At 71.2% G+C, this 18,377-nt stretch carries 14 protein-coding genes and 1 tRNA gene; 3 read left to right on the top strand and 12 right to left on the bottom strand.

Translation table 11 applies throughout. The annotated features are described in order from the left end of the window. Positions 1-165: 165 nt before the first annotated feature. Both FJ657_RS15435 and uxaC read right to left on the bottom strand, forming a co-directional pair. On the bottom strand, positions 166-1,644 hold the full coding sequence (locus FJ657_RS15435; RefSeq protein WP_255447380.1) for a mannitol dehydrogenase family protein: 1,479 nt from the start codon (positions 1,642-1,644) through the stop codon (positions 166-168). Continuing rightward, positions 1,641-3,056 carry a glucuronate isomerase gene (gene uxaC / locus FJ657_RS15430; protein ID WP_141164620.1) on the bottom strand — a complete coding sequence of 472 codons (1,416 nt, stop codon included), beginning with the start codon at positions 3,054-3,056 and terminating at the stop codon, positions 1,641-1,643. The genes FJ657_RS15435 and uxaC overlap by 4 nt, the downstream gene beginning before the upstream one ends. A 129-nt stretch (positions 3,057-3,185) precedes the next feature. Between uxaC and FJ657_RS15425 the strand changes: the two genes are divergently transcribed. Further along, positions 3,186-4,043, top strand: a complete 858-nt coding sequence (locus tag FJ657_RS15425; RefSeq protein ID WP_255447379.1) for a sugar phosphate isomerase/epimerase family protein — start codon at positions 3,186-3,188, stop codon at positions 4,041-4,043. 121 nt (positions 4,044-4,164) lie between these two features. Here FJ657_RS15425 and FJ657_RS15420 read toward each other — a convergent pair whose 3' ends face one another. The 8 genes from FJ657_RS15420 to FJ657_RS15385 form a co-directional block, all read right to left on the bottom strand. Beyond that, positions 4,165-5,184, bottom strand: a complete 1,020-nt coding sequence (locus FJ657_RS15420) for a LacI family DNA-binding transcriptional regulator (protein WP_255447378.1) — start codon at positions 5,182-5,184, stop codon at positions 4,165-4,167. An 82-nt stretch (positions 5,185-5,266) separates the two neighbouring features. Further along, positions 5,267-6,331 (bottom strand): ATP-binding cassette domain-containing protein, encoded by a 1,065-nt coding sequence (locus FJ657_RS15415; protein ID WP_141164618.1) that lies wholly within the window; start codon positions 6,329-6,331, stop codon positions 5,267-5,269. Further along, positions 6,328-8,199, bottom strand: a complete 1,872-nt coding sequence (locus FJ657_RS15410; RefSeq protein ID WP_141164617.1) for a dipeptide/oligopeptide/nickel ABC transporter permease/ATP-binding protein — start codon at positions 8,197-8,199, stop codon at positions 6,328-6,330. The genes FJ657_RS15415 and FJ657_RS15410 overlap by 4 nt, the downstream gene beginning before the upstream one ends. Then, a complete protein-coding gene (locus tag FJ657_RS15405) occupies positions 8,196-9,137 on the bottom strand; it encodes an ABC transporter permease (protein WP_141164616.1) in 942 nt (313 codons plus the stop codon). The genes FJ657_RS15410 and FJ657_RS15405 overlap by 4 nt, the downstream gene beginning before the upstream one ends. Before the next feature lie 70 nt (positions 9,138-9,207). After that, a complete protein-coding gene (locus FJ657_RS15400; protein ID WP_141164615.1) occupies positions 9,208-10,743 on the bottom strand; it encodes an ABC transporter substrate-binding protein in 1,536 nt (511 codons plus the stop codon). 279 nt (positions 10,744-11,022) lie between these two features. Beyond that, positions 11,023-12,189 carry a Gfo/Idh/MocA family protein gene (locus FJ657_RS15395; RefSeq protein WP_141164614.1) on the bottom strand — a complete coding sequence of 389 codons (1,167 nt, stop codon included), beginning with the start codon at positions 12,187-12,189 and terminating at the stop codon, positions 11,023-11,025. After that, positions 12,186-13,283 carry a Gfo/Idh/MocA family protein gene (locus tag FJ657_RS15390; RefSeq protein WP_141164613.1) on the bottom strand — a complete coding sequence of 366 codons (1,098 nt, stop codon included), beginning with the start codon at positions 13,281-13,283 and terminating at the stop codon, positions 12,186-12,188. The genes FJ657_RS15395 and FJ657_RS15390 overlap by 4 nt, the downstream gene beginning before the upstream one ends. A 5-nt stretch (positions 13,284-13,288) precedes the next feature. Further along, positions 13,289-14,131 carry a sugar phosphate isomerase/epimerase family protein gene (locus FJ657_RS15385; protein ID WP_141164612.1) on the bottom strand — a complete coding sequence of 281 codons (843 nt, stop codon included), beginning with the start codon at positions 14,129-14,131 and terminating at the stop codon, positions 13,289-13,291. A gap of 271 nt (positions 14,132-14,402) precedes the next feature. Between FJ657_RS15385 and FJ657_RS15380 the strand changes: the two genes are divergently transcribed. Then, complete coding sequence (locus FJ657_RS15380; RefSeq protein WP_255447377.1) at positions 14,403-15,242, top strand: sulfite exporter TauE/SafE family protein; 840 nt, start codon at positions 14,403-14,405, stop codon at positions 15,240-15,242. Positions 15,243-15,310: 68 nt separating this feature from the next. On the opposite strand, the gene FJ657_RS15375 is transcribed toward FJ657_RS15380, so the two are convergent. Beyond that, positions 15,311-17,257 carry an FAD-dependent monooxygenase gene (locus FJ657_RS15375; RefSeq protein ID WP_141164610.1) on the bottom strand — a complete coding sequence of 649 codons (1,947 nt, stop codon included), beginning with the start codon at positions 17,255-17,257 and terminating at the stop codon, positions 15,311-15,313. Between the two features lie 124 nt (positions 17,258-17,381). Between FJ657_RS15375 and FJ657_RS15370 the strand changes: the two genes are divergently transcribed. Continuing rightward, positions 17,382-18,083 (top strand): IclR family transcriptional regulator, encoded by a 702-nt coding sequence (locus tag FJ657_RS15370; protein WP_141164609.1) that lies wholly within the window; start codon positions 17,382-17,384, stop codon positions 18,081-18,083. A gap of 100 nt (positions 18,084-18,183) precedes the next feature. Here the strand turns inward: FJ657_RS15370 and FJ657_RS15365 are convergent. Beyond that, positions 18,184-18,256: transfer RNA gene (locus tag FJ657_RS15365), tRNA-Arg, on the bottom strand. Between the last annotated feature and the right edge of the window lie 121 nt (positions 18,257-18,377).

Raw genomic sequence — 18,377 nt, 5'->3', positions numbered from 1 at the left:
TGCTGTCGTTCCCTTTCGCGCCATTGCGTCCGCGTCATCGCGTGGGGGTCGGGTGATCCCGTGTCGGAAGACGTGTCGAGTGAATCAGAATCGGTGGATTTTGGCAAGCGGTTGCCAGATGGAGAGAGAAAACGCGGATGCGCGCGACGGCGCATCCGCGTCGATTCAGGCGTCGGCGACGCCCTCGGTGACCGCCGCGACGATCGCGGGGTCGTCGACGAGCGCCGGATCGAGCAGCCGCAGCAGCTCGAACACGGGCGAGTCGGAGGCGCGCGCCGCGGCGAGCGCCTCCTCGGCGGCGTCCGGCGGAGCCGCCGCCTCGAGCTGCAGCGCGACCCAGGCGACGAGCGCCGCGATCGCGGCCGCGCCATCCCGCCCGGCCGCCCGTTCGGCGAGCAGCACCGGCGCCGCGCGCACGCGCAGCTTCGCCGAGCCCTCCTGGCCGATCTGGGCCAGGCGGTGCTCGATGCGCGCGTTGTCGAAGCGCTCGAGCAGGGCCGCGCGGTAGGCGGGCAGGTCGAGCCCGTCGGGCAGGTGGCGGCAGGCCGCATCCCAGAAGGCCTCGACCTGGGCGCGCAGCACCGAGTCGCCGACGGCCTGCGCCACGGTCTCGTGACCGCGGCGCAGTCCGGCGTAGGCGAGCAGGCTGTGGGCGCCGTTGAGCAGCCACAGCTTGCGGCGCTCGAAGGGCTCGATGTCGTCGACGAAGCGGGCGCCGGCGGCCTCCCAGTGCGGGCGGCCCGCCGGGAACTCGCCCTGCAGAACCCAGTCGTGGAAGGGCTCGGTCACGACCGGCGCGGCATCGGCCCAGCCGGTGAGCGTCTCCGCGGTCGCGCGATCGTCGGGCGTGGACCGCGGCGTGATCCGGTCGATCGAGGTGGCGACGAACGACACCGCGTCGCGGATCCAGGCAGCCGTCTCCGACAGTCCGGCGGCCTCCGCGAGGCCGACGACGGCGGCGCGCACGAAGCGGCCGTTGTCGGGGATGTTGTCGCAGGGCAGGATCGCGATCGGGGCGGCGCCGGCCCAGCGGCGCGCATCCAGTCCGGCGACCAGACGGCCGATCGTCGTCGCGGGGCGTCCGCCGCCGCGCAGCTCGGCGAGGTCGGAGGCGACGGCCGGGTCGTCGAGGTCAGGCGAGCCGTCGGGGCGGCTGCGGTAGCCGGGCTCGGTGATCGTCAGCGTCACGACCGCGGTGCTCGGTGCGCTCAGAAGCTCGACGAGACGACTCAGGTCGTCGCCCGAGACCGCCTCGACGAGGCTCGGCACGATCTCGGCGCGGTCGGCGTGCTCGTCACGCACGATGAGCGTGAAAAGGCCGTCCTGCGGGCGCAGCTGGTCGGCCGCGTCGGGGCTGCGCCCGGTGAAGGCGGCGATCCCCCAGTCGGCGGCGTCGTCGGCGTGCGCCGTGTACCAGGCCTGGTGGGCGCGGTGGAAGGCACCGAGGCCGAGGTGCACGATCCGCACCGGAGCGACGGGCAGCGGCTGCCCGGCCGCGGCGAGGGCGGCGCGGGAGAGCGCGGGAGCTGGGGCGGATGCTGCGCCCGCAGCGGGAACGGATGCGGCGCCGGCGGCGGCCATGCTGACGGGCTCAGCGGGCTCAGCCGCCTCGGCCACCGCATCCACCTCGGTCGCGCCGCTCACAGCTTGAACACCTTCGTCGGCTGGGCGACGACGAGGTCGCCCGCGATCTGCTCGGCCGCGGCGCGGTCGATGCGGCCCTCGACCACGAGGCGCGCGAGGAAGGCGGCGTCGAGGCGGCGCGACATGTCGTGGCGGGCCGGGATGGAGAGGAAGGCGCGGGTGTCGTCGATGAAGCCCGAGCCGCGCGAGAAGCCCGCCGTCTCGGTGACGGCCGCGCGGAAGCGCAGCACCGCATCCGGCGCGTCGACGAACCACCAGGGCGCGCCGATGTACACCGAGCGGTAGAAGCCGGCGAGGGGCGCGATCTCGCGCGAGTAGACGGTCTCGTCGATCGCGAACAGCACGAGGTGCAGGTCGGGGTCGTTGCCGTAGCGCTCGAGCAGCGGGCGCAGGTTCTCGACGTACTCGACGGCGACGGGGATGTCGTGGCCGGTGTCGGGCCCGTAGGCCTGGAAGGTCGAGCTGGAGTGGTTGCGGAAGACGCCCGGGTGGATGGTCATCACGAGTCCGTCGGCGACGCTCATGCGGGCCGACTCGAGCAGCATGTGGCCGAGCAGCTCGCGGGCGTCTGCGTCGGAGATCGAGCCGGAGACCGCCTCGGCGTAGAGGGTCGCGGCGCGCTCGGCGCCGAGGTCGATCGTGTAGGGCTGCGGCACGCCGAAGTCGGCCGAGACGGCGCCGTGCTCGACGAAGTGGCGGCGGCGGCGCTCGAGCGCACGCAGGTAGCCGGCGTAGTCATCCACCTCGTAGTCGCCCCACGCGGCGAGCGCGCGCACGTTCTCGGCGTAGCCGGGAGCGAGCGGGTTGATGTAGCCGTCGGGGCGGAAGGTCGGCACGACGCGTCCGGTGAAGGTGGGGTCGGCGGCGAGCGCGGCGTGCACGGCGAGGTCGTCGAGCGGGTCGTCGGTGGTGGCGAGCACCTGGATGCCGAAGCGGGCGAACAGCGCGCGCGGGCGGAACTCGGGCGTCTCGAGCGCGGCCTGGATGCGGTCGTAGAGCGCATCCGCGTTCTCGGCCGAGGGGTGCTCGTCGATGTCGAAGAGCGTCGCGAAGGTGTGCTGCAGCCAGTAGCCCGAGGCGGTGCCCGCGTAGAGGCCCCAGTGCGCGCAGAAGGTGCGCCAGACCTGGCGCGGTTCGGCGATCGGGCGGCCGTCGGCGGCCGGGATGCCGAGGTCGGCGAGCTCGACGCCGGCGGCGTGCATGAGCCGGGTGACGTAGTGGTCGTAGCGGATGAACAGCTCGGCCGGGTTCGGGAACGGCTGGTCGTCGAAGATGAGCCGCGGGTCGACGTGGCCGTGCGGGGAGACGATCGGCAGCTCGGCGACCGACGCGTAGAGGCTCCGGGCCACCTCGCGGGTCGCGGGGTCGGCGGGGAGCAGTCGGTCGGGATCGAGTCGCAGCGTCATCGGCACGGTTGAAGTGAAGCGCAGTCGCGTCGATTTTGTCAACCGGTTGCCAAAATGGTCGCGACCAGTCCAGACTGGCCCTGCGACGCCGCACCACCGCGGCGTGCGCACGCACGACATGGCGAGGAGGCCGACGTGGCAGTGATCGGAGTTCAGGCGATGATGCTCAAGGGCAGCATCGAGGAGCGCGGGGCGTTCGCGACGCTGCAGCGGGTTCGCGACATCGGCTACCGCGCGATCGAGATCTCGCAGATCCCCCTGACGACCGAGAACGTGGATGAGCTCGTGCGCGCCCGCGACGAGCTCGGCTTCGAGTTCTCCTCCACCTCGGCCAGCCTCGACAAGTCGACCGCGGCCAACGACGCCCTCGAGACCGACTTCGAGAAGATCGTCGCCGACACGAAGCGCCTCGGCGCGAGCATGGTGCGCATGGGCATGATGCCCCTCGGCGCGCTCGCCGACCTCGACAGCCTGCACGCCTTCTGCGACGCCGCCGAGGGCTACGCGCAGCGCCTCGAAGAGCAGGGCCTGCACCTCTACTACCACAACCACCACGTCGAGTTCGCGAAGTACGACGGGCGCTACGCGCTCGACATCATCGCCGACCGCTCCCCCACCGTCGGCATCGAGCTGGATGCGCACTGGCTGCAGCGCGGCGGCGTCGACCCGCAGCGCACGATCGAGCGCTTCGCCGGTCGCGTGAAGATGGTGCACCTCAAGGACTACCGGATCGGCCAGCTGCCGAGCGAGGCCTTCGAGCTGCTCGAGAAGGGCGACCACGTCGGATTCATGGGCTTCTTCACCTCGTCGGTGCAGTTCGCCGAGGTCGGCGAGGGCAACCTCGACTGGAAGGGCATCATCCCCGCGAGCATCGCCGCCGGCGCCGAGTACCTGCTCGTCGAGCAGGACCAGCTGTACGGCCGCGACGTCTTCGACTGCCTGCAGACCTCGCACGACAACCTGGTCGCGATGGGCTTCGCCGACCTGTTCTGACGCACCGCGTCGGGCCCGCCCGACCGCGCACGAAGGGGCGGCGACCACGTGGTCGCCGCCCCTTTCGCGTGCGGTGCGGATGCGGAGGGGCCGGGCGCGACGACGGCGCACCCCGCGCGGGTCAGACGCGGGCGCGCCCCGACGAGCCGCGGATGATGAGCCGCGACACGGGCGGCTCGATCTTCGGCGCGGCCGTGTCGCCGTCGATCTTCGCGAGCAGGCGGCGCACCGCGAGATCGCCGAGGTTGAGCAGCGGCATCTGCACGGTCGTCAGCGGCGGCGAGGTGAAGTCGGCGCCGAAGACGTCGTCGAAGCCGACGATGCTGAGGTCGTCGGGGATGACCATCCCCTGATGGCTGGCCGCGCGGATGAGGCCGATCGCCATGACGTCGTTGTAGGCCATGACGGCGGTCGCGCCGGCCGCCACGAGCCGCGGCAGGGCCTCGGGTCCGATGTCGAGCGTCGGCCGGTTCGGGCCGACCACGTCGATCGCGACGCCACGGCGCGCACCCACCGCCTGGATGACCTCGGCGCGGTGCCGGCTCATCCACGACTGCGTCGGACCCGACAGGTAGACGATGCGGTCGTGCCCGAGCAGATGCAGGTGCGCGACGGCCTCGTCGATGCCGGGCTCGACGTCGCCGATGACCGAGTCGACGCCGTCGGAGTCGCGGTTGATGAGCACGAGCGGCCGCTCGTCGGCGAACTGCTGGATCTGCGCGTCGTCGAGGCGGCTCGCGGCGAGCACGATGCCGTCGACGCTGCGCAGGATGCGGTCGGCGGCGGTGCCCTCGAGCTCGCTGTCCTCCTGCGACTCGGCGAGCACGAGCGTGTAGCCGTGCTCGGCGGCGGCCTGCTGGGCGCCGCGCACGATGCCCGCGATCATCGGGTTCGTGATGTCGCTGAGGATGAGGCCGAGCGTGCCGGTCTTGCCCGTCGGCAGGGCGCGGGCCATCGGGTTGAGCCGGTAGCGCAGCTCTTCGGCGGCGGCGCGCACGCGGGCCTCGGTCTTGGCGTTGATGCGTCCGGGCGAGTTGAGCGCGCGCGAGACGGTCGACGGGTTGACTCCGGCGAGCTTCGCGACGTCGTAGATCGTCGGGGCGGATCCGGGTCCTCGGCGCGGGCCGTCGGCGTTCGACATGCGCCTCCCTTTCCGCTCCGGACGCGAACGCCCCATGCTATCCGCGGAGTCGGGCGCGACCGGTGTACTGGCAGTGCCCCCCTCAGCCTCGGAGAGCATCCGAGCGCTCGCTTCCGCCCGGTCGGGCGCTCGCCGCCGTCGTCGTCGTCGATCCGTGCGGGCCGTGCCCGGCCGACGCCGCGTCCGCAGCGTCCGCTGCACCGCCCGGACCCGCTTCCGCAGCCGTGCCGTCCGCGGCCGCCTCCGCGTCGATCAGCTCGCGCCGCTCCCGACGTCGCATGGCCTGACGGTCGGGGTCGGGCACCGGCGACGCCAGCAGCAGCCGCTTCGTGTACGGATGCTGCGGGTCGCGCGTGACCTGCTCGGCCGGCCCGTGCTCGACGATGTCGCCGCGGAACAGCACCGAGACCTCGTGGCTGATGTGCCGCACGACGTCGAGGTCGTGCGAGATGAAGAGGTACGAGACCCCGGTCTCCTGCTGGATCGCGAGGAAGAGGTCGAGCACGCGCGCCTGCGTCGACAGGTCGAGCGCGCTGACGGGCTCGTCGCAGACGATCAGCTTCGGCCGCAGGGCGAGCGCGCGGGCGATCGCGACGCGCTGCCGCTGCCCGCCCGAGAACTCGCGCGGCAGGCGGTGGATGCTGTCGCTCGGCAGCCCGACCTGGTCGAGCAGCTCGGCGATGCGCTTCTTCGCCTCCGTTCCCCCGATGCCCTGCACGACGAGCGGCTCAGCGAGGATCGCGCCGACCTCCATCGCCGGGTTGAGCGAGGTGTAGGGGTCTTGGAAGACGACCTGCATATCGCGGCTGAGGCGCTTGCGCTCGGAGCGCGAGGCGTGCGTCGCATCCCTGCCGTCGAAGGTGATGCGACCCCCCGTGACGGGCGCGAGTCCCAGCAGGGCGCGGCCGAGGGTGGTCTTGCCCGAGCCGGATTCGCCGACGAGGCCGAGCGTGCGCCCGGCGCCGATCTCGATCGAGACGCCCTTGAGGATGCGGGCGGGCTTCGCCCGGAATCCGCGACCGGGATAGGCGACCTCAAGCCGGTCGACGGTCAGCAGCGACTGCGCTGCCGAGCCGATCCCACCCGCCCCGCTCGCGGCGGCCGCCGTCGTCGCCGGCGCCGCGCCCGCGCCCTGCGCCGCGCTCATGCCCGGGCCCCCGCCCGCTCGCGGCCGACTTCGGTGAGCATCGTCATGGGCTCTTTCCCTTCGAGCATGGCGCTGAGCAGTATCCGCGTGTAGGGGTTCTGGGGATCGCGCAGGATCTGCCGCACGTCGCCGCTCTCGACCACGTGACCCGCCTGCATGACGAGCACCCGGTCGGCGAGGTCGGCGACGACGCCGAAGTTGTGCGTCACGAGCACGATGCCCATGCCGATGCGCTTCTGCAGCCCGCGCAGCAGGTCGAGCACCTCCGCCTGCACGGTCACGTCGAGGGCCGTGGTCGGCTCGTCGGCGATGATCAGGTCGGGCTCGCAGCTGATCGCCCCGGCGATGAGCACGCGCTGCGCCATGCCGCCCGAGATCTCGTGCGGGTGCAGATCGTAAGTGCGGGCCGGGTCAACGATGCCGACCAGGCCGAGCAGCTCGATCGCGCGCGCCTTCGCGGCCGCTTTCGACATCCCCATCACCACGCGCAGCGGCCGCGCGAGCTGGTGCCCGATCGTGAAGTTCGGGTCGAGGTTCGACATCGGCTCCTGCGGGATGTAGGCGATGCGCTTGCCGCGCAGCGGCCGCACCCGCGCCTGGTCGACCTTCGTGTCACCCGGCTCGACGGTGTACTTGCCGTCGAACTGGATGCTGCCGGCGATGATCTCGGCGTTGTCGGGCAGCAGCCCGAGGATCGAGAACGCGGTCTGCGACTTGCCCGAGCCCGATTCGCCGACGATGCCGAGCACCTCGCCGCGGTCGACGTGGAAGCTGACGTCGTCGACGACGTGCTTCGTGCTGCCGTCGGCCTGCGGGTACCCGACGCCGAGGCCTGTGACCTTGACGAGGTGGTGCTCGGTGCCGGCCTCGACGGTGGCGGCGGCGCGCTTGCCGCGAGCCGGTGCGGCCGTGCGCTCGGCCGAGCCGCCCGTCTTCACGACCGGCATCGCCATGGTCACGGCGCCGGTCGCGATGTCGGTCAGCCGCCGCTTGCGCGACACCTTCTGCCCGTCTTCGAGCGCATCGCGCAGCGCGTTGGCGAGCAGCACGAGCGCGCCGATCGTCAGGCCGATCATCACGATCGGCGGCACGATCAGCCCCGGGGCGACGTAGATGTTCTTGAAGCCCTCGTTGACCATCGCGCCCCAGCTGGCCTCGCCGGGGTCGCCGAGTCCGAGGAACTGCAGGCCCGCCTGGATCGAGATCGCGACGCCGGTGACGATCGCGGTCTGGATGATGATGGGCGCCCGCACGACCGAGAAGATGTGCCGCGCGATGATGCGGCCGTCGGAGAGGCCCGCGACGCGGGCCGCATCCACGTACAGCTCGTTGCGCACCGACTGCACGGCCGTGCGCGTCAGCCGGAAGTAGCCGGGGCTGAGCAGCACGCCGAAGATGATCATGCTGATCCACACCGACGGCCCGAGCGCCGCGCGCACGGCGAGCAGCACGACGATTCCGGGAAGGCTCATGAGCATGTTGCCGGCCCAGCCGGCGACCGAGTCGAACCAGCCGCCGTAGTAGCCGGCGAGCAGACCCGAGGGCAGGCCGATCGCGATTGCGACGGCTGCGCAGAGCAGGCCGGAGAAGATCGTCAGCTGCGTGCCGAAGAGCAGTCGACTGAGCACGTCGCGACCGGGAGAGTCGGTGCCGAGCAGGTGGTCGGCCGACGGTCCGGCGAGCGACGCCGCGATGTCGGCGTGGGTCTGGCTGTAGGGCGCGATCCACGGGCCGATGATCGCGAGAATCAGCAGGACGCCGAGCACGATGATCGAGATCAGGCCGAGCGGGTTGCGCAGCAGTCGGCGCAGCGTGTTCGGCCGCACGACCTCGCCGGTCTGTCCGGCGCTGCGGGTGGCGGAGGTCATGCGACACGCACCTTCGGGTTGAGCCAGCCGTTGAGCAGATCGACCAGCAGGTTCACGATGACGACGATCACGACCGTGTAGAGCACGACGCCCATCACCACGGGCACGTCGCCGAGCTGGGTGGCCGTGACGGCCAGGTTGCCGATGCCGGGGATCGCGAAGAGCTTCTCGATGATCACCGCGCCGCCGAGCATGCCGATGAACTGCAGGCTCAGCACCGTGAGTCCGGCCGGCGAGGCGCCGCGCAGCACGTGCTTGAACAGGATCTCGCCCTCGCCGAGCCCGCGGCTGCGGAGGGTGCGAATCGAGTCGCGCTCGTACTGGCGGATGACCGCGCTGCGGATCTGCTGCGCGCTGGAGGTGACCGCGTTGATCACGATCGCGAGCACCGGCAGGGTCAGCGACAGCAGCCACGCGCTCGCGGGCGCGTTCGGCGTGATCGTGCTGACCGCCGGGAAGAGCTTGAACTGGATGGCGAAGACGAAGGCGAGGATGATCGCCAGCACGAAGCCGGGGATCGCATCCCCCACGACCACCGAGACCTGCAGCAGCTTGTCGACCCAGCCGCGCTTCGTCGCGGCGAGCACGCCGAGCGCGAGGGCGATGATCGCGGTCAGCACGATCGCGGTGAGCACGAGGGTCAGCGTGACCGGCAGGCGCGTCGCGATCGTCTGCGCGACCGGCTCGGAGCCGAACCACGAGCGGCCGAGGCTGCCGGTCAGCGCCGACCCAGCCCAGCCGAGGTAGCGCTGCCAGAGCGGCTGGTCGAGCCCGAGCTGCTGCTGCTTGAGGGCGACCTGATCCTCGGTCGCGGTCTCGCCGAGGATGTTGCGGGCGATGTTGGTGCCCGAGGCGAACATCAGCACGTAGGCGAGTGCGCTGATCACCACGAGCAGCAGCGCGCCGGCGCCGAGGCGGCGGAGCGTGAAGCTGAGCATGTCGACTCCTTCGTCGAAGATCCGGTGCGGGGGCGAGGAGGCGTCCTCGCCCCCGCGATGCGGATCGGACCTACTTGGCCCCGGCGGGGGCGTAGTTGTAGATGGACGGGACGGCCATCTGCGTCTGCGCGACGACCGTCACCGTCTTGTCGGTGTAGTAGAGCTGGTCGAGGCGGTACAGCGGCGCGAACCAGGCCTGGTCGACGACGAGCTCGTTGATCTTCTTCGCCGCCGCGTCGCCCTCCTTGGCCGTCGGGGCCGCCTGCACCTCGTCGATCAGCTCCTGCAGCTCGGGGGTCATGCTGTCGAAGCTGTTGTAGAGCGCGTTGGTCGAGATGATCTGGTTGATCGCGACCCACGCCTCGCCCTGGAACAGCTGGAAGTAGGCCGCCGGGAACGAGCCGCCGGCGATCTTGTTGACGATCTCCTGGTCGGGCACCGGGTCGGCCTTCAGCGTGATGCCGACCTCGGAGAGCTGCTGGCCGACGGCCGCGTAGATCGCCTCGAACGACGCGATGCCCGGCACGGTCAGCGTGAAGCCGTCGGCGTAGCCGGCCTCGGCGAGGAGCTTCTTGGCCTTGGCGGGGTCGTAGGGGTAGGCGTCATCGAGCGACTTGTCGTAGGCGCCGGATGCGGGGCCGAAGGGCTGCGCGGTCGCGGTGCCGTAGCCGACCTGCAGCGACTTCACGAGCGCCTTGCGGTCGAGCGCGTAGTTGATCGCCTGACGCACGCGCACGTCGCCGAGAGCGGGGGCGAGCTTGCCCTCGCGGTCGAGCAGCAGGAGTCCGCCCCAGTCGACCTGCGATTTGGTGAGCGTGAAGCCGGCGCCGTCGGCCTGGGACGCGCTGCGGGCGTCCAGCAGGGTCGCGTTGACCTGGCCGGAGACGAGCGCGTTGGTGCGGGCGGTGACGTCGATGAGGATCTTGAAGGTCACGCCGCCGAACTTCTGCAGGTCGGGGTTCCAGTAGCCCTTGCGCTTCGTGAAGACGTATTGCGATCCGGCCACCGAGGCCTTCTTGTCCATCACGTAGGGACCGGTGCCGACCGGGTCGGAGCCGATCGCGTCGCCGTCGAGCGCCTTCGGGCTGCCCATCAGGCCGGCGGCCTGGCTGAGGAAGTAGGTGAACGCGGGGTCGGGCTGCTTGAGCGTGACCTCGACGGTGTCCTCGTCGGTGGCGACGGCCTTGTCGAGGTTCACCAGCTGGGCGGCCTGGCGGCCGTTCTCCTTCTGGAAGTGCGTGAAGTTGGCGACCACGGCATCCGCGTCGAACTTCGCGCCGTCGCTGAAGGTCACGTCGTCGCGCAGGTCGACGGTGAGCTTGGTGAGGCTGTCGTCGTAGCTCCACTTGGTGGCGAGCATCGGCGAGAGCTTGCCGTCGGGCTCGCGCAGGATGAGCGTGTCGTAGGGCGCCTGGTAGGGCTGGAGTGCGTGGCCGACGTGAGCCTGCGCGGGATCCCAGTCGGTGATGTCGGCGAGGGCGCCGATCGTGAGCGTCTGGTCGGCGGATGCGGAGCCGTCGCCGGAGCCTCCGGGGGCGCAGCCCACGAGGGCGAGCGCCGCGACGGCGGTGACGGAGATGCCCGTCACGATCTTGCGAAACTTCATCGTCTCTCCTGTGTGTGTCTCATCGTCGAGTGCAGTGCAGGGGTGCCGGGATGGCGGTGGTTCGGTGTTCCTGTGGTGCTGTGCAGGTGATGCGGTCGTGCCGTGTTCGGGCGGTGCGGTGGCGGAGCCGGTGGTGCTGTCGTGCGGTGCGCGCCGGGGCGCGCGGGATCGCGCCGGGGCGCGACGGATCGCCGTGACCGGGTCCGTGCGGTGTCGCGGACCGGTCGCGGTGCGTTCGGGGAGCGGGGCGGGCCGCGGCGTCGCGACCCGCCCGTCAGCTCAGGCCCGGGTCGGGAACTTCCCTTCCTCGGCGATGTGCTCGTTGAGCGCATCCAGGTACACGTCGGGGTCGGAGTCGAGCGCGACCTCGCGCCCGGTCCAGGCGGAGAGGTGGATGGCGTTCGCCAGCCGCACCCCGTTGATCCCCTCGCTGCCCGGAGCGAGCAGCTCGGCGCCGGTGAGGATGGCCTGCGCGAAGTTCTCGAGCACGCCGGCGTGCTGCCCGCCCCAGGCGGACTCGAACTCGATGACCTCGGTCGTGTAGAGCTCGGTCGGGTCGAACTCGCCCATGAAGAGGCGCATGACGTCGCTCATGTCCATGCCGGCGCTGAGCTCGATCTCGGGCTTGTTCAGACGCGTCACGGTGGCGGTCTTGCTGCCCTCGACGACGATCTTGCCCTGGGTTCCGAGGATCTCGAAGCGGTCGGTTCCGACGATGTCGTGGGTCGCCGTGACGAAGACGCCGGTGGCGCCGTTGCCGTAGTCGATCAGCGCGGTCACCTCGTCTTCGACGGCGATGTCGCGGCGGTACCCGAAGGCGGCCTTGGCGAACACCGACTTCGGCACGCCGCAGATCCACTGCCAGAGGTCGAGCTGGTGCGGCGCCTGGTTGACGAGCACGCCGCCGCCCTCGCCGCCCCAGGTCGCGCGCCACTCACTCTGGTCGTAGTAGCCCTGCGGACGCCACCAGTTCGTGATGAGCCAGTTGGTGCGCAGGATGTCGCCGATCTCGCCCGCGTCGACGATCTCCTTGAGGCGGCGGTAGAGCGGGTTGTTGCGCTGGTTGAACATGATCGCGAAGGTCAGCTCGGGCTTGGACGCGGCGACCGCGTTCAGCTCGGCGACCTGCTTCGTGTACACGCCGGCCGGCTTCTCGACGAGCGCATGCAGGCCCGCGTTGAGAGCGGCGATGCCCATCTCGGGGTGCAGGAAGTGCGGCACGGTCGTGATGACCGCATCCACGTCGCCGCTCGCGACGAGCGCGTCGAAGCTGTCGTGGATCGGCACGCCGGGGTTGGCCTCGCCGGCGACGGTGCGCTTGTCGGGGTCGATGTCGGCGATCGCGCCGATGACCATGCTCGGCACCGCGCCCTCGCGGATCAGCCGGGCGTACATCGAGCCCTGGGCGCCGTAGCCCACGATGCCGAGGCGGACCTGGTCGGTCATTCTGCTGTCTCCTTGACTGCGGCGAGGGCGGCTCGATCGGGGAACGAGGCGTCGTAGACCGCGTTGATGGTGGTGAGGGTGTCGAGGCCGGCGTCGACGCCGATCCAGAACGGCTCGGGGTCGGCCAGCGTCGAGTGGAAGTGGTCGATCAGCAGCTCGTGCGAGACGCCCCAGTACGAGCGCTCGCCGGTCGCGGTGACCGGCTCGGCGACGGTCTCGACGCGGCCGTCGGCCCACTCGATCGTGAGGTCGCCGCGCAGCGTCGCGACGGCGTGCTCGGTCTCGAGCTGGATCTCGATGGCCGCGTTGCGGCTGTTCGCGAGCGTGGCGAAGAAGACGCTCTGCGCTCCCCCGGCGTGGGTCAGCACCATCTCGGCGGTGTCCTCGACCTCGATCACGTCGCCGAGCGAGCGGGTGGATGCGCTGCCGCTGACCTGCTCGACCGGGCCGAGCATCCACTGCAGCAGGTCGAGGGTGTGGATGGCCTGGTTCATCAGCAGTCCGCCGCCGCCGCCGGCCCAGGTGCCGCGCCACGGGCGGTCGCGGTAGTAGTCGGCGGTGCGGTGCCAGAGCACCGTGCCGACGGCGCCGCGGATCGCGCCGAGCTCGCCCGAACGCAGGCGGTCGAACAGCGCGCGCACCGGGGTGTTGTAGCGGTTCTGGAAGCAGAGGGCGAGCTTGCCGGCGCCGGGTGCGGCGACAGCGTCGGCCAGTTCGCGGCCGGCCTCGAGGCTGTGCGCGAAGGGCTTCTCGAGCAGCACGTTCACGCCGCGGCGGAGGGCCTCGATCGCGAGCGGCGCGTGCTCGGAGTGCGGAGTCGTGACGTGCACGACGTCGACCTCGACCGCATCCAGCAGTTCGGTGAGCGTGGCGAAGCCGGGCACGGCATGGGTCGCGGATGCGGCCTCGCGGCGGCCCGCGTCGGTGTCGGCGATCGCGACCAGGCGGGTTCCGGGCCGCGCGGCGATCGCGGCGAGGTGCACGGCGGAGATGTCGCCGCAGCCGATGACGGCGGCACGGATGTGGGCGGTACTGGCGACGTTCGTGTCGCTGTCGGCGCTGGGGGTGGTGCCGCTGGTGCTGGTCTCGCTCATGTCGCTCATCGTGTCGCGATCCCCTCGGCGTCGAGGATCTTCGCGAGCGCGCGTCCGGCCTCGCCGAAGGCGGTCGGCCCCGAGAAGCCGCCGAGCTCGTGCGCGGCAGCGAGGTGCGGCTCTAGCGAGGCGAAGCCGGTGTAGCCGCGGTCGCGCAGCGCGCGGATGGTGTCGGCGACCTGGCCGTCGCCCTGCCCCGCCGGAACGACCTCGCCGGTGGCGGTCAGCGCATCCTTCACCTGCAGGTAGTCGATGTAGGGCGCGAGTTGGGCGAAGCCCTCGTCGTGCGGGTGCGCGACGCCGACCTGCACGAAGTTGGCGCTGTCCCAGGCGAGGCGCAGGGCGGGCGAGTCGACGGAGGTGACGAGGTCGAGCACGCGCTCGGGGGTGTCGCCGTAGATCGCCTTCTCGTTCTCGTGCAGCAGCACGACGCCGGCCGAGGCGGCCTCGGCGGCGAGCAGCTTGAGCGCGTGGATGACGGGCTCGCGGATCTCGTCGACGCCCACGCCCTCGGCGCGGAAGAAGCTGAAGATGCGGATGCGGTCGGTGCCGAGCGCCTGCGCGACGCGGATGATGCGACGCAGGCGGACGACCTCGAGCTCGGGGTCGAGCGCGATGTCGACCTTGCCGATCGGCGAGGCGATCGCGCTGACGCCCATGCGGGCCTGCTGGAGGATGTCGGCGAGGCGGGCGAGCTGCTCGTCGTCGAGATCGACCACGTTGACGCCCCAGGCGCTGCGCACCTCGATGTGGTTCGCGCCGAGCGCCTTGAGAACGGCGACCTGCACGGCCGGGTCCGGGTCGATCTCATCGCCGAAGCCCGAGAGCGTCCAGGTCGGGGTCGTCATCGTCGCCTCACATCGCTTTCCACGGCATCGGGGATGCCACCCCTCTCGGGTGGCCGTGGCCATCACTGTAGGGCGGTGATCCGAGTTGTGCAAGCGGTTGCCAAAATGCGCCGAAGCCCGCGACCGCTGACAGCGCGAGACAACGTCGTATTGTCCGCGGCTGTCGCATGGGACGGATGGCAACCGGTTGACGAACGCGGCGCAGGGGTGTCACCATGCCGGGATGCCGTGCCAGGCTGGGCGGCGCACGGATCGACGGGAAGGCGGCACGGTGGAGCATCTCGCGCCGGCCGGCTGGGCCCTGCTCGTCGTCGCCGCCCTCGTCGTCGGCATCTCGAAGACGGCCACCGCGGGCGCCGGAACCGTCGCCGTGGCGATCTTCGCCGCCGTCGTCCCGGCGCGCGAGGCGACCGCGTGCCTGCTGCTCCTGCTCATCGTCGGCGACGTCACCGCGCTGCTCAGCTACCGCCGTCACGCCGAGTGGCGACTGCTGGTGCGACTCATCCCGATGGTCGTCGCCGGCATCGCCCTCGGCGCGATCTTCCTCTTCCTGGTGGATGACGGCGTTGCCCGCAAGGTCATCGGCGTCATCCTGCTGCTGCTCGTGGGCATCACGCTGTGGTCGCGGCGGCGGTCGCGGGTCGCGCTCACCGCCGCTGGTAGCGCTGCGTCCGCCAGCTCCGTCTCAGGCGCCGCGGACGGCTCGGGCGGCTCGGCCGGCGCATCCGGCACCACGCTCGCGACGGCATCCCGCGCGCACCGCGCCGAGGCGATCGCCTTCGGCACCCTCGGCGGCTTCACGACGATGGTCGCGAACGCCGGTGGCCCGGTGATGTCGCTGTACTTCCTGGCGCTGCGCTTCGACGTGCTGACCTTCCTCGGAACGTCCGCCTGGTTCTTCGCCGTCGTCAACCTGGCGAAGCTGCCGATCGTGATCGGTCTCGGCCTGCTCAGCTGGTCGTCGGCGCTGCTCGTGCTCTGCCTCGCGCCCGCCGTGCTGCTCGGCGCCCTCGGCGGCCGCTGGCTCGCCCGCCGCCTCACCCAGACCCAGTTCACCCGCATCGTGCTGGCGCTGACCGTCGTCGGAGCGCTGTACCTGCTGGTGCGTTGAGGCGTCGACATGCGCACCCGAGGCGAGGGCGCGGCGCCTGTCGTGGCACCTCCCCTCTCAGCGGCCGCTCAGATCGCGACCCTGCCGTGCACGGTCGTGATGAACGGCGCCCGCTCCCGGTGCTGCGGCTCGATCATGTGACCCGCGAAGAAGTCGGCGAGCTCTGCTCGGGCGTCGAGCGGGAGCACCGCCGCGACGTACATGTCGGGGCGCACGACGACGATCGCGCCCGCCGGCCCGATCCCCCGATCCCGGTGGATGTCGCGCCCGTGACCGGTGGCGAAGATCTGATTGAGGTCCTCGAGGCCGTAGGGCACGCTGACCGGCTTGAAGGCGGTCGGCACGTCGGCCGGGTCGAAGGTCGCGTAGTCCTGCGGGTAGATGACCTTCGTGTCGAAGACCGCGTCGTCGTCGCCGTCGCCGGGGGTGAACCGCACGCGGGGAGACTCGGGCGCGCTCGACCACCACGCGGCGAAGTCGGCGGTCGGCGTGCCGGTCGGCGCGGCCGGTGCGTCGTCGGCGAACACGTAGACGCGCCAGCGACCATCCGCCTCGTGCGTGTGTCCGAGGTGGCGCCAGCGGTTATCGGCACGGCGGATGACCTCGGCCGACTTGAAGCGCTTGCCCACCGGGAAGCCCGGCGCGAGCTGCTGGTGGGCGTCGTCGAGCGTGACGAGCGAGGGCGCGTACTGCGTCATGAACCCCGCCGGGAACTCGATCGTGGAGTTGTAGTAGTCCTCGAGCGCGGCCGGGTCCTCCCACGAGTCCACCGGCCGGGCGACCATCTCCGACCACTCGCGGTCGAAGTCGATCAGGTTCTGGGCGATCACGCGGCGCTCCGACGCGTAGGTCGAGAGCAGGCTCTCCGGCGCCCGTCCTTCGAGCACCGCGGCGAGCTTCCAGCCGAGATTGAAGCCGTCCTGGATCGAGACGTTCATCCCCTGTCCCGCCTTAGCGGAGTGCGTGTGGCAGGCGTCGCCCATGATGAACGCGCGGGGCGCCCGCGTGCCGGTCAGCTCGGCGGGAACGTCGTCGAAGCCGTCGGCGATGCGGTGCGCGACCTCGTACACCGACCACCAGGTCACGGCCCGCACATCCAGGCTGTAGGGGGCGAGGATGCGGTTCGCCCGCTCGATCATCGTCTCGATCGAGGTGGAGCGCACGGCGCCGGCGTCGTTCTCGTCGACCTCGCCGAGGTCGACGTACATCCGCGAGAGGTAGCCGCCCTCGCGCGGGATCAGCAGGATGTTGCCGTCGGCGTGCGACTGGATCGAGCACTTGACCTGGAAGTCGGGGAAGTCGGTGTTCGCCATGACGTCCATGACGCCCCAGGCGTGCAGCGCCGCCTCGCCTTCGAGCCTGCGGCCGAGCGCGGACCGCACGGCGCTGCGGGCGCCGTCGCCGCCGACGAGGTACTTCGCCCGCACGGTGCGCTCCTCGCCGACCCGCTCGCCGGCGGTGTACCGCACGCGCGCCTCGACCGGGTATTCGGCCTCGGCATCGATGCGGCAGTCGACGAACTCGATGCCGTAGTCGGGCGTCGCGCGCCCGGGTGCGCGCTCGGCGTCGCGCAGGAAGTAGTCGAGGATGCGCGACTGATTCACGTAGATGTGCGGGAACTCGCTGAGTCCGGTGGCATCGTCCGCGGCGCGGGAGACGCGGACGATCTTCGACGGGTCATCGGGCGCGGGCTTCCACCAGCACATCTCGACGTTGCGGTACGCCTCGGCGATCACCTCGTCGGCGAAGCCGAATGCCTGGAAGGTCTCGACCGACCGCGCCTGGATGCCGTCCGCCTGGCCGACCTCGAGCCGGCCGGGTCGCCGTTCGATCGCCCGCACGTCGATCGAGGGGAAGCGGGAGAGCTGGGCGAGCAGGATCGCTGCGGCCGGGCCGGTGCCCACGATGAGCACATCCGTCTGCGACGGCAGCTCGTCGGGCCGCTCGATCCCCCGGCCGGCGGCGGGCTGGATCCTCGGGTCTCCCGAGATGTATCCGCGGTGGTGGTACTGCATCGAGCTCTCCTGTGACGTCATCGTCGGGCTGGCTTCAGACCCGGCGTTCTTATATCGAACGCCTTGTCCGTTTATAGGTCATACTGTACCGCGGAGCCCGCTCACGAGAAAGAGGTCGACGCGCATGCCCGACGCCCGACAGGATTCGCCGTCCCAGACCCTCGACCGAGGACTGCGGATGCTGGAAGCGCTCGCCGACAACCCGGGCCTCACGATCACGGAGCTGGCGTCGATGCTCGGCCTGCACCGCTCGATCGCCTACCGCATGCTGCGGACCCACGAGGCTCACGGCTTCCTCGTGCGCGACGCCGGCGGCAGGATCCAGCTCGGGGCCGGGCTCGCCGCGCTCGCGCGCAGCGTCGCACCGGATCTCCAGGCGACGGCGGCGCCCGAGCTCTCCCGCCTGGCCGAAGACCTCGGCATGACCTCGTTCCTCGTCGTGCTCGATCGAGGAGAGTGCGTCACCCTCGCGACGGCGTCGCCGCTGGATGCCGTCGCCGCCGTGGCCCAGCGCCCCGGCAGCCGGCATCCTCTCGACCGCGGAGCGCCGGGGGTCGCGATCCAGGCGATGCTGACCGAGCCGCAGTGGATCGCCGTCGGCGGGCACGACGGCGAGCGCGTCGAGGCGTCCGCGGCGCGCCGGCTCGGCTACGCCTTCACCCGCGACGAGGTCGTTCCCGGCCTCTCCTCGGTGGCCGCCGCGTTCGCCCCGGCGGGCGGCACGCCGGTGGCCGTCGCCGTGGTCTACATCGGCGAGCGCGACGTCACCGCGATCGGCGCACGGGTGCGCGGCGCGGCCGACGCGATCGCCCGCCACCTCGGCTGAGGCGGTCGCGCAGCGGTCTTCGCCCGCGGGTCCGAGGCGGCGGAGACGAAAGAAGCGGGCCACCCGAAGGTGACCCGCTTCTTCTCTGTCTCAACCAGAGTGCGCCCGGAGGGATTCGAACCCCCAACCTTCTGATCCGTAGTCAGATGCTCTATCCGTTGAGCTACGGGCGCATGTTCCTCTTCGGCCGGAGCCGCGAAGCAACCTGACGACTATAACAGCGCCGGAGGGGTGCTCGTGACCACGAGAGCCCGCCCGCGCGGGGCCGGGCGCGTCGAGTGGCCGGAGGCGCGA

The sequence above is a fragment of the Schumannella soli genome (assembly GCF_006517435.1).
Lineage (GTDB): Bacteria > Actinomycetota > Actinomycetes > Actinomycetales > Microbacteriaceae > Schumannella > Schumannella soli.
Note: the sequence above shows the minus strand (reverse complement) of the source record. Positions and strands in the feature narration are given on the sequence as shown.

Excerpts from the sequence above, each read along its gene's own strand:
- FJ657_RS15405 (WP_141164616.1), bottom strand. The coding sequence starts at position 9,137 with ATGCTCAGCTTCACGCTCCGCCGCCTCGGCGCCGGCGCGCTGCTGCTC.
- FJ657_RS15415 (WP_141164618.1), bottom strand. The coding sequence starts at position 6,331 with ATGAGCGCGGCGCAGGGCGCGGGCGCGGCGCCGGCGACGACGGCGGCC.
- FJ657_RS15410 (WP_141164617.1), bottom strand. The coding sequence starts at position 8,199 with ATGACCTCCGCCACCCGCAGCGCCGGACAGACCGGCGAGGTCGTGCGG.
- FJ657_RS15420 (WP_255447378.1), bottom strand. The coding sequence starts at position 5,184 with ATGTCGAACGCCGACGGCCCGCGCCGAGGACCCGGATCCGCCCCGACG.
- FJ657_RS15395 (WP_141164614.1), bottom strand. The coding sequence starts at position 12,189 with ATGACCGACCAGGTCCGCCTCGGCATCGTGGGCTACGGCGCCCAGGGC.
- FJ657_RS15375 (WP_141164610.1), bottom strand. The coding sequence starts at position 17,257 with ATGCAGTACCACCACCGCGGATACATCTCGGGAGACCCGAGGATCCAG.
- FJ657_RS15400 (WP_141164615.1), bottom strand. The coding sequence starts at position 10,743 with ATGAAGTTTCGCAAGATCGTGACGGGCATCTCCGTCACCGCCGTCGCG.
- FJ657_RS15390 (WP_141164613.1), bottom strand. The coding sequence starts at position 13,283 with ATGAGCGAGACCAGCACCAGCGGCACCACCCCCAGCGCCGACAGCGAC.
- FJ657_RS15370 (WP_141164609.1), top strand. The coding sequence starts at position 17,382 with ATGCCCGACGCCCGACAGGATTCGCCGTCCCAGACCCTCGACCGAGGA.
- FJ657_RS15385 (WP_141164612.1), bottom strand. The coding sequence starts at position 14,131 with ATGACGACCCCGACCTGGACGCTCTCGGGCTTCGGCGATGAGATCGAC.